13 protein-coding genes are annotated in these 15236 nt (G+C 68.5%); 1 reads left to right on the top strand and 12 read right to left on the bottom strand.

The window, feature by feature from the left end; all coding sequences use genetic code 11:
* The first annotated feature begins 130 nt into the window (after positions 1-130).
* Complete coding sequence (locus tag KVS69_RS06160) at positions 131-1366, top strand: glycosyltransferase (protein WP_217537519.1); 1236 nt, start codon at positions 131-133, stop codon at positions 1364-1366.
* Positions 1367-1368: 2 nt separating this feature from the next.
* On the opposite strand, the gene KVS69_RS06155 is transcribed toward KVS69_RS06160, so the two are convergent.
* The 12 genes from KVS69_RS06155 to KVS69_RS06100 all read right to left on the bottom strand — a co-directional run bounded on the left by KVS69_RS06155 (position 1369) and on the right by KVS69_RS06100 (position 15204).
* A complete protein-coding gene (locus KVS69_RS06155) occupies positions 1369-4530 on the bottom strand; it encodes a CusA/CzcA family heavy metal efflux RND transporter (RefSeq protein WP_217537493.1) in 3162 nt (1053 codons plus the stop codon).
* 35 nt (positions 4531-4565) lie between these two features.
* Positions 4566-5546, bottom strand: a complete 981-nt coding sequence (locus KVS69_RS06150; RefSeq protein WP_217537492.1) for an efflux RND transporter periplasmic adaptor subunit — start codon at positions 5544-5546, stop codon at positions 4566-4568.
* Complete coding sequence (locus KVS69_RS06145) at positions 5543-6886, bottom strand: TolC family protein (RefSeq protein ID WP_217537491.1); 1344 nt, start codon at positions 6884-6886, stop codon at positions 5543-5545. Before KVS69_RS06145 ends, KVS69_RS06150 begins: the two co-directional genes overlap by 4 nt.
* A 55-nt stretch (positions 6887-6941) precedes the next feature.
* The gene (locus tag KVS69_RS06140; protein WP_217537490.1) at positions 6942-7346 is read right to left on the bottom strand and encodes a hypothetical protein; all 405 of its coding nucleotides are present in this window, start codon (positions 7344-7346) and stop codon (positions 6942-6944) included.
* 58 nt (positions 7347-7404) lie between these two features.
* A complete protein-coding gene (locus tag KVS69_RS06135; protein WP_217537489.1) occupies positions 7405-8628 on the bottom strand; it encodes a membrane-targeted effector domain-containing toxin in 1224 nt (407 codons plus the stop codon).
* 162 nt (positions 8629-8790) lie between these two features.
* Complete coding sequence (locus tag KVS69_RS06130) at positions 8791-10572, bottom strand: DUF885 family protein (protein ID WP_217537488.1); 1782 nt, start codon at positions 10570-10572, stop codon at positions 8791-8793.
* Between the two features lie 399 nt (positions 10573-10971).
* The gene (locus KVS69_RS06125; RefSeq protein ID WP_068847856.1) at positions 10972-11313 is read right to left on the bottom strand and encodes a lipid-A-disaccharide synthase N-terminal domain-containing protein; all 342 of its coding nucleotides are present in this window, start codon (positions 11311-11313) and stop codon (positions 10972-10974) included.
* A complete protein-coding gene (locus KVS69_RS06120) occupies positions 11313-12035 on the bottom strand; it encodes a glycosyltransferase family 2 protein (RefSeq protein ID WP_068847858.1) in 723 nt (240 codons plus the stop codon). The genes KVS69_RS06125 and KVS69_RS06120 overlap by 1 nt, the downstream gene beginning before the upstream one ends.
* Positions 12036-12122: 87 nt before the next feature.
* Positions 12123-13088: an NAD-dependent epimerase/dehydratase family protein gene (locus KVS69_RS06115; protein ID WP_217537487.1), complete on the bottom strand. Its 966-nt coding sequence runs from the start codon at positions 13086-13088 to the stop codon at positions 12123-12125.
* A 54-nt stretch (positions 13089-13142) separates the two neighbouring features.
* Positions 13143-13448, bottom strand: coding sequence for a helix-hairpin-helix domain-containing protein (locus tag KVS69_RS06110; protein WP_068847862.1), 306 nt, complete (start codon positions 13446-13448; stop codon positions 13143-13145).
* A gap of 35 nt (positions 13449-13483) precedes the next feature.
* Positions 13484-14407 (bottom strand): ParB/RepB/Spo0J family partition protein, encoded by a 924-nt coding sequence (locus KVS69_RS06105; RefSeq protein ID WP_093532619.1) that lies wholly within the window; start codon positions 14405-14407, stop codon positions 13484-13486.
* Positions 14407-15204: a ParA family protein gene (locus KVS69_RS06100; RefSeq protein ID WP_217537486.1), complete on the bottom strand. Its 798-nt coding sequence runs from the start codon at positions 15202-15204 to the stop codon at positions 14407-14409. The genes KVS69_RS06105 and KVS69_RS06100 overlap by 1 nt, the downstream gene beginning before the upstream one ends.
* Between the last annotated feature and the right edge of the window lie 32 nt (positions 15205-15236).

Genomic DNA, 15236 nt, shown 5'->3' with positions numbered 1-15236 from the left:
CTCGAGACTAGCTGCGGGTCATCGCCGCCAGGTTTGACGTACTTATCAGATTCGGGGATTGCAGCGGCGGGATAGACCCGTTCTGCACACCGCATGGAGATACTTCAATTTTCGATCATCGGATGCGTCCATGCGACTTCTCGCTGTGACCTATGGAACCGAAGGCGACACCCGGCCGCTGGTGATGCTGTGCCATGGGCTGCAGGTGGCTGGACATGAGGTGATGGTGCTGGCCGAGGGTGGCACGCTGGGCAGCGCGCAGGCACTTGGCGTGCCGCATGCGGCGCTCGAAGGCGACATCCACGACGAGGTGGTGGCGCTGGTGTCGCGCGGTAACAACATGGCGGCGGCATCGCGGGGCTTGGCGCGGATGGCGCAGCGGCACGTGCCGGCATGGATGCGACAGGCCGACGCGGCCGCGGCCGGGTGCGACGCGGTGCTGACCGGCGGGCTTGCCGCCTTCGTGGGCATGACGGTGGCCGAGCACCACGGCATACCGGTGATCGGAACCGGCATGATTCCACTTACGCCCACGCGCGCATTCGCCTCGCCCTTCCTGCCACGGCTGCGCCTCCCCGGTGTGCTCAACAAACTCAGCTACGGGCTGGTCAACGATGCCGTGTGGCGCACCTTCCGTCGCCCCATCAACGAAGCGCGGCGGGCGATGGGCATGCCGGCTCGGCGCACCCTGTGGCGTGACGTTCCAATGCTGTACGGGATTTCGCCGAGCCTGATGCCGCCGCCTGCCGACTGGCCGGCCAATCACCATGTGTGCGGGCAATGGCGTGCACCCGATGCGCCTTGGCAGCCGACGCCGGAACTGCAGGCCTTTCTCGATGAAGGCCCGCCGCCCGTATACGTCGGCTTTGGAAGCATGACGGGATTTGATCGCAACACGGTGTTGCCGGCACTGCTGCAGGCGCTGGCACCGCGGCGCGTGCTGCTGTTCCCGGGCTGGGCAGGCCTTCCAGACGGTCCGCTGCCAGCGAACGTGTTTGTCATCGGCCCTGCACCGCACGAAGCGCTGTTCCCGCGCTGTTCGCTGGTGATCCACCACGGCGGCAGCGGCACCACCCATTCGGCCTGCCGTGCGGGGGTGCCTTCATTGGTGATGCCGTTTGCGGCAGATCAGTTTTTCTGGGCGGCGCGATTGCGGGAGATCGGCGTAGCCGCCGAACCGCTGTCGCCTAAACGCCTGGACACCGGGACGTTGGGGCGTGCTATTTCCGTTGCCGAGCATGTGGACACGCGGGCACGTGCAGCTGCATTGGGACGGGCCATGGCGACGGAGGATGGTGTAGCGAAGGCCGTTCGGCTTATCGAGCAGGGGCAACGCCCGACCAACGGTCGGGCGCTACCCGGATAGCGCTACTGCCTGCGGTGCAGCCAGCGGTACAGCACCGGCAGCACCAGCAGGGTGAGCAGCGTTGATGACACGATGCCGCCGATCACCACGGTGGCCAGCGGGCGCTGTACTTCGGCGCCGGCGCCGACGTTGAAGGCCATCGGCACGAAGCCGAGCGAGGCCACCAGCGCGGTCATCAGCACCGGACGCAGCCGGCCCAGCGCGCCTTCGCGCACCGCATCGGCCAGCGGCATGCCGCCCTCGCGCAGGCTGCGCACGAAGCTGATCATCACCAGGCCGTTGAGCACCGCAACGCCCGAAAGCGCGATGAAGCCGACGCCCGCGGAGATGGAAAGCGGAATGCCACGTGCGGCCAATGCAAGCACCCCACCGGTGAGCGCCAGCGGTACACCGCTGAACACGATGGCCGCATCCTTGACCGAGCCGAACGCCCAGAACAACAGCGCGAAGATCAGGATCAGGGTGACCGGCACCACGACCGCCAGGCGCTGGCTGGCCGAGATCAGCTGCTCGAAGCTGCCGCCGTATTCGATCCAGTAGCCATCGGGCACCTGTACATCACGGTTGACCGCCTGCTGCAGGTCACTGACGAAGCTGCCCAGGTCACGATCGCGCACGTTGGCGGTGACCACGATGCGGCGCTTGCCGTTCTCGCGGTTGATCTGGTTCGGCCCCTCGCTGTTGGCCAGCGTGGCCAGCTCGCGCAGCGGCACGGTACGCGCGGTGCCGCTGGTCCAGCCGCCGGCCTGGCTGGATTCGTCGGCATCGCCTTCCAGTGCCGGGGCCAGCGATACCGGCAGGTCGGCCAGTGCGGCCGGGTCCTGGCGCAGCGCCTCGGGCAGGCGCACCACGATGTCGAAGCGACGGTCGCCTTCGAACAGCTGGCCGGCCACCTGCCCACCCACGGCGGTGGCCACGGTGGACTGCACCTGGCCCGGGTTGAGCCCGTAGCCGGCCAGCGCGCTGCGGTTGGGAGTGACGGTGAGCAGCGGCAGGCCGCTGGTTTCTTCCATGCGCACATCGGCCGCGCCGGGCACGCTGCCGGCCACGCTGGCGATGCGCCTGCCCACCTTCAGCAACGTCTCCAGGTCATCGCCGAACAGCATTACCGCCACGTCGGCACGCACGCCGGAGATGAGCTCGTTGGTGCGCATCTGGATCGGCTGGGTGAACTCGTAGTTGTTGCCGGGCAGCTGCTCCACCGCTGCTTCCAGCTCAGCCAGCAGCGTGGCGCGCGGTTTGCGCGGGTCCGGCCAGTCCCTGCGCGGTTTCATCATGATGAAGGTGTCGGCCACCGAGGGCGGCATCGGATCGGAGGCCACTTCCGGGGTGCCGATCTTGGAAAATACTTTGCTCACCTCCGGGAACCGCACCAGCCGGTTTTCGATCAGCTTCTGCATCTCGACCGACTGGGTCAGGCTGGTACCGGGAATGCGCATGGCATGCATGGCCACGTCGCCTTCGTCCAGGTTGGGCACGAACTCGCTGCCCAGCCGGGTGGCAAGCAGGCCGCAGCCCACCACCAGCACCAGCGCGCCACCCACCATCCAGCGCCCGCGCCGCAGCGAGAATGCCAGCAGGGGCTGGTAACGCCGGCGCACCCAGGCCATCACCCGGTTCTCCTTCTCCTGCACGTGGCCGCCCAGGAACAAGGCGATGGCGGCCGGCACGAAGGTCAGCGCCAGCACCATCGCGCCGCTCAACGCGAGCACCACGGTAATGGCCATGGGGTGGAACATTTTTCCTTCCACGCCCGACAACGCGAAGATCGGCAGGTATACGGCAGTGATGATGCCCAGCCCGAACAGGCTGGGGCGGATCACTTCGGCGGTGGCGCTGGCGGTTTCGGCAAAGCGCTCTTCGCGGGTCATGTCGCGGCCCAGCGCGTGCTGGCGCTCGCCGAAGCGGCGCAGGCAGTTCTCGATGATGATCACCGCGCCATCGACGATCAGGCCGAAGTCCAGCGCGCCCAGGCTCATCAGGTTCGCTGATACGCCCCCGCGCGCCATCCCGGTGAGGGTGAACAGCATCGCCAGCGGAATCACCGCGGCCGTGATCAATGCGGCGCGGAAATTTCCGAGCAGCAGGAACAGCACCACGATCACCAGCAGTGCGCCCTCCACCAGGTTCTTGGCCACGGTCTGGATGGTGCGGTCCACCAGGGTGGTGCGGTCGTAGCTGGCGGTGACGGTGACGCCGGGCGGCAGGCTGCGTTGCGCCTGCTCCAGCCGCGCCGCGGCCGCCTGCGCCACATCCCGGCTGTTGGCACCGATCAGCATCACCACCGTGCCCATCACCACTTCATGGCCGTTCTGGGTGGCGGCGCCGCTGCGCAGCTCGGGGCCTTCGGCGACCTCGGCGACGTCGTGCACGTGGATCGGCACGCCTTCGCGACGTGCCAGCACGATGTTGCCGATTTCCTCCAGGTTGGCCACCTGGCCGGGAATGCGCACCAGGAACTGCTGCCCGTTGCGTTCGATGTAGCCGGCGCCGACGTTCTGGTTGTTGCTTTCCACGGCCTGGACCACGTCTTCCAGGGTGAAACCCAGCGCACGCAGGCGGGCCGGATCGGGCGTGATGTGCACCTGGCGCTGGAAGCCACCGATGGTATTGACCTCGGTCACGCCCGGCACGTTGCGCAGCTGTGGGCGGATCACCCAGTCCTGCAGCGTGCGCAGGTCGGTGGCGGTGTAGGCGCTGCCATCGGGTTTACGCGCCGCCGGATCGGCGTCGATGGTGTACATGAAGATCTCGCCCAGACCGGTGGAGATCGGCCCCAGCTGCGGGTCCAGCCCGGCCGGGATCTGCGACTTCACCTGCTGCAGGCGTTCGGCCACCTGTTGCCGCGCGAAGTAGATGTCGGTGCCGTCTTCGAACACGACGGTGACCTGCGACAGCCCATAGCGCGACAGCGAGCGTGCCTGTTCCATCCGTGGCAGGCCGGCCATCACGGTTTCCACTGGGTAGGTAATGCGCTGTTCGGCTTCAAGCGGCGAATAGCCCGGGGCGGCGGTGTTGATCTGCACCTGGACGTTGGTGATGTCCGGGGTGGCATCGATGGGCAGCTTGGTGAAGCTCCACGCGCCCACGGCGATCAACGCCAGGGTCAGGCTCATCATCAGCCAGCGATGGGCGATGGAGGCGGCAATGATGCGCTCAAGCATGGCGATGCCCTCCACGCCCGGGGATGGTTGCGTGCTCAATGCTCATGCGACGCTCCCGCCTTGCCGATGTCGGCCTTCACCACGTAGCTCTGCCCGGTGACGACTTCATCGCCGAGGGTGAGGCCCTCCAGCACTTCCGCCTGGTTGGCGTCGCGCGCGCCGAGGCGCACTGGACGGGCGGTGTAGGTCTCGCCGGTGCGTACGAACACCACGTCCTTGCCTTCCATCGTCTGCAGCGCGCTGAGCGGCACCACCTGCGCGGCGGGCCGTGTCGCGACCACGATGCGCGCCTTCACCGCCGCGCCCGGCCGCCACAGGCCGTCGTCGTTGCGCAGCGTGGCGCGGGCCACGGTGCTCTGGCTGGCGGTGGCGGTGCCGGGCAGCACGCGTTCCAGCGTGGTAGCCTGGGTGACCCCGTCGGTCATCCGCGACACCGTAACCGGTACGCCGGCGGTGATGTGCTGGGTGTCGTTGCCGAAGATGTGCAGGTCCACCCACAGCGTGGACAGGTCGCCGATCTCGAACAGCGGCGTGCCCTCGCCCGCCACCCCGCCGACCTGCGCCTGGCGGGCCAGCACCACGCCGCTGATGGGAGCGCTGACCGTGTAGGTGGTCAGGCTGAGGTTGCTTTCGATGCTGGCCAGTACCTGGCCGGTCTTGATGGTGTCGCCCACGTTGGCGCGCAACGAGCGGATCGGGCCGGGGAACCGGGCCATCACCTGGGCCACGCGGCCGTCCACCGGGGTCAGCAGGCCCTGCACGTCGTGTTCGTCGGCGATGGTGCCGGCCGCGACCGGGGTGACCTTGATACCGGACTGCTCGGCCATCGCCGCAGGGATGGTGGTGCTGTCCGATGCGTCGTCGTGGTCCTCGCCCGCTTCGGTGTGGCCGGGTTCGCCGTGGCCGGCGTCCGGGCTGGCCGGTGCCGTGGGCGCTTCCTTGGCACAGCCGGCCAGTGCGAGCAGGCACAACAGGAGGGCGGCGATGCGCGCCGCGCGGGGGATCGAAAGGTTCATCGGCGGTCCTCCGTGGACACGGTCGCGGTAGCGGGAGCGGTGCTGGCGTGGGCAAGCAGGCCCTGGCCGGTCAGCCGTTGCAGTTCGATGAGTGCGGTCTGCGCGGCGATGGCGGCATCGAGCTGGCGCTGCCGCGCCTCGATGCGCATGGCCTGCAGCTGCGCCCACTCCATGTAGCTGATGGCACCGGCACGCCAGGCCTTTTCGGCGGCGTTCTCGGCACGCCGCAGGTGCGGCAGTACATCGCTCGCCATGCGGGTGACTTCCAGCCGCGACGTTTCATAGCGTCCGTGCGCTTCGGCCAGGGTGGTGTACAGCTGCAGCGCGCGCGCATCGCGTTCCACCCCGTTGAGGGCGAGCTCGGCTTCGGCTGCGCGGATCTCCGGACCGGCGCGGCGCAGGCTCCCCAGTGGCACGCTGAAGCCGCCGACCAGCGCGGTATCGCCGCTGTCGCGGCTGTTGCGCGCGCCGACCTGCCAGCTGATATCCGGCCGTGCCTGGGTGCGTGCCAACTGCAGCTGGGCTTCGCGCACGCGGCGTTCGCCGGCAAGCACGGCCAGTTCCGGGGTGCGCTGCAGTTCGTCAGCAAGGATATCGAAGGGTTGCAGGGCGGGCAGCTGCAGCGGGTCGCCGCTGACCACGTCGAAGCCGGGCTCGCGCTCACGCCACAGCGCCGACAGCGCGAGACGCGCGGCGCGGTCGGCCTGCATGGCGCGATCACGGTCCACTTCGGCCTGCGCCAACATCGCCTGCGCGGTCATCAGCACCGATTCGGGCGACGCGCCGGCCTGCAGGCGCATCCGGGCGGCGGCGACCGCGCGGCGACGCTGGTCGATATCGGTGTCGGCAATGGCAAGCTGCGCGCGGGCTTCAGCAATGGCGAGATAACGCTGGGCCACGGCGGCCATCAGGTCCAGCCGCGCGGTTTCGCGCTGCGGTGCCAACGCGTCGAGATTGGCCTGGGCCAGTACCCGGCGGGCATCAACCTTGCCGCCGCGCTCCAGCACGCCGGCCAGGGTGACGGTCAGTTCGGCGGCGTCGAAGCCACGGCTGCCACCGGTGCCCAGCGCATTTTCCAGCTCAACGCCGACGGTCAGTGGCGGCCCGAACGCGGCCGCCTCACGGCGCGCTTCCCAGACCGGGCGCTGGGCATCGGCCAGGCGAAGGTCGGGGTGGTAACGGGCGACGCGGGCGATGGCCTCGTCCAGGGTCAACGGGGGGGCGGCCGCCGCTGCAACGGGCAATGCTGCTTCGGCGGAACGGGAAACAGGCGCGGTGCCCTGCGCATATGCGCACGGCACGAACGCAATGGCAGCAACGGCTGCCAGACGCATCCACATGGGAATCTCCAGAAAGCGGTTCAGAGGTGAAGCCGCGGCAAGGCGCCGCGTGGCATCACACCGCTATCGGGGGGCGCAGCAGGCTCTCGGGTGGCTGGGCAAGCAGCTGCGCCGTCAGGCCGACCGGCACGGCGTGCGCCGGTGCGACCGCTAGCGACCAGGCCGATGCCGCCAGCGGCAGCACGCCGCCATGACCATGGCAGTGTCCGCAATGGACCAGCGCGTGCAGCAGGCGCGCGCCGTCATCCTCGTCCGCATGGTCAGCCTCGGCAGTGGCCGCGGCCACGTCGACCGGTTCGGCATGCGACACCGCATGCGACAGACCGGCGACCCCGGCGTGCGACAGCGCATGCAGGTCGCCCAGTGCCGACGCGAGCGCGCCACCGGCCGTGCCGAACAGCACCACCGCCAGCATCAGCAGGCGGACAGGCAGCGACAGGCGGTGGCGCAGGCGGGACATCATGGCCGCAGGGTAGCGATGCCCGTGCCCGTTACACAATCGCAGCGGCGGCGCGCGTTCATGCCGTACGGGCCGGCGGTGGCGCGTGGTGCGCCTGGCGCAGTGCGCGCAGCCGCAGCGCATCGGCCGCACTGCAGGGTGCGGACGTGTCCGGCCGCGCGCGACCGTCAGCCGCTGGCACCTTGAGCAGGTAGTCGCACTGCAGTTCGCCGCCGCTGCTGCGCACGGCGGGCGGCACGGTCCGGCCAGGATCGCAGCCTGCCTGCAGCCGCTGGCTCCAACCGGGGCTGGTCTCTTCCACGCGAAGGCTGGGCACGCCCAGCCGCTCGGCGATGCCGACAATGTCGTTGAAGGTACCGGCGTGGGCGTTGCCGACGAGCGCCACCCAGCGCTGCGGTCCCGGCTTGCCGGCCTGCCTGCGCTGGTCGTGCGCGATCCGCGCGGCCGCGACGTGGTTCAAGAGCTTGACCCGGATGTCCGGAAGGGCGGCCGCGCTGATTCCGGCGTGGTCGTGGACACCCCGCAGGTGGTAGCTGGCCATCAGGTCCAGCGCGACGACGCGCATGCCGACCTTGAAGGCGGCGTCGACCAGATCGCGGAAGGTCGCGCCGCAGGGCGCGTGGGTCAGGTGGCCGCTCTCCAGCCCTGCCAGGAAGCGCGCCAGGTCGGGGGAAAGCGTACCACTGCGGTGCAGGCGGTCGAGGTCGGCCTGGTGGAGGTCGCCCTGGAGGTGCTCCAGGTACAGGGTGTCGACCCCAAGATGGCGCAGCAACGCCATGTGATCGATCAACAGGCGCCTGCTGGACGGGCTGCAGGCCACCTCGCCCAGCACCAGTCCTTTCGCGCTGCCGAGCAGCTGCCGCAGCAGGTCCGCTTGCGTGCGTGCCGGTGCGAGATCGGGCGGGTCATGCCGACCGGTACACGCCGGTGGCGGGCTGCCGAGGGCGGCCTCCGCCAGCTGCGCGCGTTTGGCGAAGAAGCTGTCGAGCGCCGCGCGCTCGGGGGCTGCAAACGGCATGGTGTAGTCGGGGTCGAGCAGCCTGCGGTGCCGCTGCAGCAACGCGGCCAGGGCCTGGCCATGCTCGGGGGCGAGCGTGAAACGCTGCAGGGGATCGGGGCCGGCTGCACCCATGGACGTCGAGGCGCGGGTGGTCGGTGGACGCTGGCCGTCCGGCAGGTTGCGCAGGCTCAGCAGGGTCGGTTCCGCGTGGCGATGGGCTGCCTTGTTGGCGGTGGTGTGGCAGAACAGGCGGTGGTGAAGTGCGGACAGGGCATCCAGCATGGTCAGGCTCCTTGGGGGGAAACGCGCGCCCGGGGGCGCTCCCTGACCAGCCTAGTCATCTGCCACTGCAGCGCTGCGACGCGCTATGCAGTTTCGTCATCGCGGCGCGGGCCGTGTGCCGATGCGTGCGCGAGCGCACATCGGCACCGACCAGTTGCGACATCAGGGCGCGCGGCGCGCGTCGATGTACGCGCGGATCTGCGCATCCAGCACCGGCAACGGCACCGAGCCCTGGCTGAGTACCGCGTCGTGGAACGACTTGACGTCGAAGCGGTCGCCCAGCGCCTTTTCGGCCTCGCCGCGCAGGCGCACGATCGCGATCTCACCCAGCTTGTAGCTCAGTGCCTGGCCCGGCCACGAGATGTAGCGGTCCACTTCGGTGGTGACTTCGTGCTCGCTCAGCGCGGTGTGGTCGCGCAGGTAGGCCAGCGCCTGCTCGCGGGTCCAGCCCTTGTGGTGCACGCCGGTATCGATCACCAGGCGGGCGGCACGCCACATTTCATAGGTCAGGCGGCCGAAATCCTCGTACGGGGTTTCGTAGATGCCCATTTCCACGCCAAGCTTCTCGCTGTACAGGCCCCAGCCTTCGCCATAGGCGGAGATGTAGGCGTTGCGGCGGAACTCGGGCTGTTCGCCCTGCTCTGCCGCCAGCGCACCCTGCAGGGCGTGGCCCGGGTCGGACTCATGCAGGGTCAGCGCCGGCAGGTTGTACAGCGGGCGCGCCGGCAGGTTGTAGGTGTTGACCCAATAGGTGCCCATGCCGCCACGGCCGGCGGTCCAGAACGGGGCGATATCCGGCGGTACCGGCACGATGGTGAAGCGTGCGCGCGGCAGGGTCATGTACTTGCCGATCACGCCGTCCACGCGCTTGGAGATCCAGGCGGCGCGGTGCAGCAGTTCGTCTGGGGTCTTGGCGTAGAACTGCGGGTCGGTGCGCAGGAAGGCCAGGAAGTCGGCGAAGCTGCCCTTGAACTTGACCTCCTTGATGACGTCGTTCATTTCCTTCTGGATGCGCGCCACTTCCTTCAGGCCGATCTCGTGGATCTGCTGCGGGGTGAGGTCCAGCGTGGTGTATTCGTGGATCTGCTGCTGGTAGTACGCCTTGCCATCGGGCAGCGCTTCGGCGGCCAGGGTGGTGCGCGCCTGCGGCACGTACTCACCGACGAAGAAGGTGCGCAGCTTGACGAAGGCCGGCACCACGCTGGCGCTGATGGCCTGGCGGGCCTGCGCCTGCAGCTCGGCCTGTTCGGCGGCGGGAATGCTGGCCGGCAGTTTCTTGAACGGCGCGTACAGCGGCGACTGGGTCGGGTCCTTCAGCTCGGCCACGGTGGCGATCGAGACTTCACGGCCATCGAGCACCGCGCGCGGCACGCTGAAGCCGCGCTTCAGGCCGGCGCGCATGTTGTCGGTCTGCTGGTCGAAGTAGCGGGGTACGTCGTTGAGCCGGGCGATGTAGTTGCGGTAGTCCGCCGCGGTCTTCAGCTCGCGACGCGCCATGAACGAAAGGTTGGACCAGAACGAAGAATCCGAGTTGAAAGGCATCTCGTAGCCGCGCAGGCGCACTTCTTCGGCCAGGTTGAACACCTGGTCGCGGTAGATCGCGTAGTTGACCTGGTTGGTGGGCGAGAGCGCCTTGATATCGACCTTGCCGAGCTGGGCCAGCACGTCGTCCCACACCGCAAGGCGTGCCTGCTGCGCGGCCGCGCCCACGTCCGGCATGCGGGTGGCCGTGGCCGGGCCATCGCCGTCTTCACTGGCTTCGCCGCCACCGGCCTGGCGCCAGGCCCATTCCTTCTCGTAGATGGCGCGGAACGCCGCGTCGGCCGGCGATTCGGTGGCCAGGCTGACCGGCGCGACCGCCGGTGCCGCAGGGGGTGCGGCCAGTGCCGCATGGGCAGGAAGGGCCAGGGCGAGCAGCAACGCAGCAACGAGCGGTGATTTCACGAGCAGGGGTTCCCGGGGGACGGCAAACCCCGATCATGGCACCCCGATCCAGCGCGCGCATGGATCAAAGGTCCTGCCCGCAAAGCGGGCAGGACCGGGGATCGGCCAACGGCCGAGACCCGAGCGCCGAAGGCGCGGGTAGCGCCGACTGTTAGTCGGATGCTCTTGATCTTGATGTTGTTCTTGATTCCGGCGAAGAGCAGCCGACTAACAGTCGGCGCTACCGGGCGGGCGCCGAAGAGCAGCCGACTGACAGTCGGCGCTACCGGGCGGGCACCGGGTATCCGCCGGGTACGGACCGTTCCGGGCGGGCGCCGGGTATCCGCCGGGTACAGGCCGTACCGGGTGGGCGCCGGCTATCCGCCGGGTACGGGCCGATACCCGCAAGGTTCGCAGCCCTCAATGTTCGGCTTTATCCCGCTTCCACCCACGGTGCTGGATATCCAGCTTCAAGCTGTAAAGCGCGGTAAACGCCGGAAATAGGTTCTGCAGCACCCCCACCGAATCCTGCTTGGCCGAAAACAGGAAGTAGCTCAGCGTCATCAGGCTGCCCACCACGCTCATGTACCAGAACAGGCGCGGGATCACCGGCTTGCCGGCCCGGCGCGAGGCGACGAACTGCACCAGCCAGCGGCCGCCGAACATCAACGCGCCGGTATAGCCGATCAGCTTCCAGCCGGTCACGTGCAGCCCGGTCCAGAACAGCCAGCTCAGCGGTTGGTCGAGCCAGTGCAGTTCCATCAGCGTTCTTCCACGGCCGTGCGCTTGCTGCGCGTGATCAGCCAGGCCACCCCGCGCAGGTCGCGGATCCCGACCAGCGCGCGGCCGAGGTTGTTGTACTTGGACACCCCGGCGGTGCGGTGGCGGTGGTTGACCGGCACGCTCACCGTCTTCCAGCCCGCCCGCTGCATCAGCGCGGGCAGGTAGCGGTGCATGTGGTCGAAGTACGGCAGCTCCAGGAACGCGGCACGCTCGAACAGCTTGATGCCGCAGCCGGTATCGGGGGTGTCGTCACGCAGCATGCGGGCGCGGATCGCGTTGGCCCACTTGCTGGCCCAGCGCTTGCTGCCGCTGTCCTGGCGGTTGACGCGCCAGCCAGCGAACAGCTTCACCTGCGGCTCGGCGGTCGCACGCGCGGCCAGCAGCTTCGGAATGTCCGCCGGGTCGTTCTGGCCGTCGCCATCCAGCGTGGCGATCCACGGTGCGCGGGCGTGCTTGACCCCGTTCTTCACCGCGGTGCTCTGCCCGCTCTGGCTGACATGGTGCAGGACCCGCAATTCGGGGTTGGCCGGCTTCAACGACTCCAGCACGGCCAGGGTGTCGTCGCGCGAGTGATCGTCGACGTAGACGATCTCGAAGTCCACCTGGCCGCGCAGCGCCGCGGTGATCTCTTCGATCAGGGGCTGTACGTTGTCGCGTTCATTGAATACCGGGACGACGACCGACAACTGGGGTTGGCTCATGATCGGGCTCTGCGAAAGGCCAGGAATGAAAAAGACCGCGCATTTTCCGAGATCAAGGTTATCCGAAGATGAACCCGGCGATGTGAGTCAGGCGCGATCACCGAAATAGTCGCGGCACCAGGCCACCACCGGCGGCAGGCCGCGCTCGATCGGGGTGACCGGTTCATAGCCGAAAGCGTCATGGGCACGACGGGTGTCGGCCATGGTGCGGACCATGTCGCCGGGCTGCATCGGCTTGTAGACCTTCTGTGCCGGGCGTCCAGCGGCGGCCTCGATGACCCCGATGAAGTGTTCCAGCTCGATAGGGGTGTGGTTGCCCAGGTTGAAGACACGGTGCGGTACGTCCTCGCTGGACGGATGCGCCAGCGCGCCGAGGATACCGGCCACGATGTCGGAAACATGTGTGAAATCGCGCTGCATCCTGCCGTCGTTGAACACGTCGATGGGGCGCCCGGCCAGCACCGCGCGCGAGAACAGCAGCGGCGCCATGTCGGGGCGGCCCCACGGGCCGTACACGGTGAAGAAGCGCAGGCCGGTGGCGTGCAGGCCATACAACTGCGCGTAGGTGTAAGCCATCAACTCGTTGGCCGCCTTGGTCGCTGCGTACAGCGAGCGCGGCTTGTCGATGCGCTGGTCTTCGGAGAACGGCGGGGTGGCCGAATCACCGTAGACCGAGCTGCTGGAGGCGTACACCAGGTGGGACACGCCGCGATGGCGGCACAGTTCCAGGATGTTGACGAACCCGGTCAGGTTGCTGTCCACGTAGGCGTGCGGGTTTTCCAGCGAATAACGCACACCGGCCTGCGCGGCCAGGTGGATCACCCGGGTCGGCTGCACCTCGTCGAACAGCGCGGCCAGGCCATCGCGGTCGGTCAGGTCCAGCGCGCGGATATCGGCGTCCGGGCACAGTGCCGCCACGCGATCGCGCTTGATCTGCGGGTCGTAGTAGTCGTTGTAATTGTCCAGGCCGACCACCGTGTGCCCGGCATCGAGCAGGGCACGCACGGTATTGGCGCCGATGAAGCCTGCAGCGCCGGTCACAAGAAGGGTCATGGCAGTCGTCCCGGAAAATCCAGGCGACAGAATAGCGCCGTTACCGGTACGTCACTACAGGCTCAGCGGCGCTTCGCGCGCCAGCGTGGCCTTGCGTTCCTTGCTGAAATCCCACCAGGGACGCGGGGCTTCGCCCTGCATGAAGCGCACGATGGACAGGAACACATCGATCACGCACGGGTCGTGCAGCACCCCGGTGCGCATGCACAGCTGCGCGTACATGTCGTAGGCATCGCGGCCGCGCACGTGCGCGGGGACACGGATCCCGATCAGACGAAGATCCTTCTCACAGGCCGGCCCGACATTTGGCAGGTCGGTCAGGCGCAACAGATGGTTGCGATCGACCTTGGTGGGGTTCATCAGGTAAGTGGGTTCCCTCTTGCGTGGCGGGGGACTCAGCCCTTGCGTACGCGGAGCTTCTCGAGCACGCCGTCCAGCGTGTCCAGGTCGGTGTAATGGATGATCAACTTGCCCTTGCCGCCGCGACCGTGGTTGATCGCCACGCGGGCACCCAGCGATTCGGACAGCTCGGTTTCCAGCGACGCGATGTCGGCCTGCGGGGCGGCCGCGCTCGGCTTGCGGCGCAGCGAGGCAGGCACCTTGCCGGCAGCGAACTGCTGCGCACGGTGTTCGACCTCACGCACCGACCAGCCCTGGTCGGCTGCTTCCTGGGCCAGCTTGCTGGCCAGTTCCGGCGCCAGGGTCAGCAGCGCGCGGGCATGGCCCATTTCCAGCCGGCGGGTTTCCAGCAGCAGGCGGATCGCCACCGGCAGCTCCAGCAGGCGCAGCAGGTTGGACACCGCCGCGCGCGAGCGACCGACGGCCTGGGCGGCCTCGGCGTGGGTCAGGGCGAATTCGCTGATGAGCCGCTGCAGGGCTTCGGCTTCTTCGAGCGGGTTGAGGTCTTCGCGCTGGATGTTCTCGATCAGCGCCATCGCAATGACGGTGCGGTCTTCCAGCTCGCGCACCACCACCGGCACTTCGTCCAGGCCGGCCAGCTGCGACGCGCGCCAGCGGCGTTCGCCGGCCACGATCTCGAAGCTGTCCGTGCCGAGCTGGCGGACCAGGATCGGCTGGATCACGCCCTGCGCCTTGATGGAATCGGCCAGCTCGGCGAGCTTGGTTTCGTCCATGTCGCGGCGTGGCTGGTACTTGCCCGGCTGCAGGTGCTTGACCGGCAGCTTGCGCAGCACTTCACCCGGCAGCGGCTCGATCACGGCCGCGGCCTGCACCTGTGTCACCGCGCCCTTGGGCCCCAGCAGCGCATCGAGGCCACGGCCGAGGCCGCGTTTCTTGCCGGGGGCGGGCTTGGTGCTCATCAGGCGGTCTCCATGGCCTTGCCGGCCGTGTTGCGTTGGTGGTGGCGGCGGATGATCTCGCCGGCCAGGCCGAGGTAGGCGACGCCGCCGCGCGAGGCGCGGTCGTAGCCGACGATGCTCTGGCCGTGGCTGGGCGCCTCGGCCAGGCGCACGTTGCGCGGCACGATGGTGCGGAACACGCGGTCGCCGAAGTGGTCGGTCAATTCGGCCGACACGGCATTGGCGAGGTTGTTGCGCACATCGAACATGGTGCGCAGCACGCCCTCGATCTCCAGGCTGGGATTGAGGTTGGCGCGCAGCGCATCGATGGTTTCCACCAGCGCGCTCAGGCCTTCCAGCGCGTAGTACTCGCACTGCATCGGCACGATCACCGAATCGGCGGCGGCCAACGCGTTGAGGGTCAGCAACGACAGCGCCGGCGGGCAGTCGATCAGGATGAAGTCGTACTCGTCCTGGATCGGGGCCAGCGCGCGCTTGAGCCGCTGTTCGCGTTCGCCCTGGTCCATCAGCTGGATCTCGGCGGCGGTCAGGTCGATGTTGCCCGGCAGCAGGTCGAAGCCTTCCGGGGTGGTCACCCGGACGTCGGCCGCGGTGCTTTCGCCCAGCAGCAGGTCGCAGGTGGAGGCGGCAACTTCGCGCTTGTCCACGCCGCTGCCCATGGTCGCATTGCCCTGGGAATCGAGGTCGACCAGCAGCACGCGCTTGGGCGCAGCAGCCAGGGCGGCGGCCAGATTGACGGCAGTCGTGGTCTTGCCGACGCCACCTTTCTGGTTGGCGATGGCGATGATGCGGGCCATGCGGGTGAGCCTCATCGGCAGGGGGTGGGACT

The sequence above is a fragment of the Stenotrophomonas sp. GbtcB23 genome, assembly GCF_019091045.1.
In the GTDB taxonomy this organism is placed as follows: domain Bacteria; phylum Pseudomonadota; class Gammaproteobacteria; order Xanthomonadales; family Xanthomonadaceae; genus Stenotrophomonas; species Stenotrophomonas rhizophila_A.
The sequence above is the reverse complement of the archived record's forward strand: the minus strand, read 5'-3'. Positions and strand labels throughout refer to the sequence as shown.

Bases quoted from the DNA above. Each gene is read 5' to 3' on its own strand.
- KVS69_RS06120 (WP_068847858.1), bottom strand. From the start codon at position 12,035: ATGAGCCAACCCCAGTTGTCGGTCGTCGTCCCGGTATTCAATGAACGC.
- KVS69_RS06135 (WP_217537489.1), bottom strand. From the start codon at position 8,628: ATGCTGGATGCCCTGTCCGCACTTCACCACCGCCTGTTCTGCCACACC.
- KVS69_RS06140 (WP_217537490.1), bottom strand. From the start codon at position 7,346: ATGTCCCGCCTGCGCCACCGCCTGTCGCTGCCTGTCCGCCTGCTGATG.
- KVS69_RS06155 (WP_217537493.1), bottom strand. From the start codon at position 4,530: ATGCTTGAGCGCATCATTGCCGCCTCCATCGCCCATCGCTGGCTGATG.
- KVS69_RS06145 (WP_217537491.1), bottom strand. From the start codon at position 6,886: ATGTGGATGCGTCTGGCAGCCGTTGCTGCCATTGCGTTCGTGCCGTGC.
- KVS69_RS06150 (WP_217537492.1), bottom strand. From the start codon at position 5,546: ATGAACCTTTCGATCCCCCGCGCGGCGCGCATCGCCGCCCTCCTGTTG.
- KVS69_RS06115 (WP_217537487.1), bottom strand. From the start codon at position 13,088: ATGACCCTTCTTGTGACCGGCGCTGCAGGCTTCATCGGCGCCAATACC.
- KVS69_RS06160 (WP_217537519.1), top strand. From the start codon at position 131: ATGCGACTTCTCGCTGTGACCTATGGAACCGAAGGCGACACCCGGCCG.
- KVS69_RS06100 (WP_217537486.1), bottom strand. From the start codon at position 15,204: ATGGCCCGCATCATCGCCATCGCCAACCAGAAAGGTGGCGTCGGCAAG.
- KVS69_RS06125 (WP_068847856.1), bottom strand. From the start codon at position 11,313: ATGGAACTGCACTGGCTCGACCAACCGCTGAGCTGGCTGTTCTGGACC.
- KVS69_RS06105 (WP_093532619.1), bottom strand. From the start codon at position 14,407: ATGAGCACCAAGCCCGCCCCCGGCAAGAAACGCGGCCTCGGCCGTGGC.
- KVS69_RS06110 (WP_068847862.1), bottom strand. From the start codon at position 13,448: ATGAACCCCACCAAGGTCGATCGCAACCATCTGTTGCGCCTGACCGAC.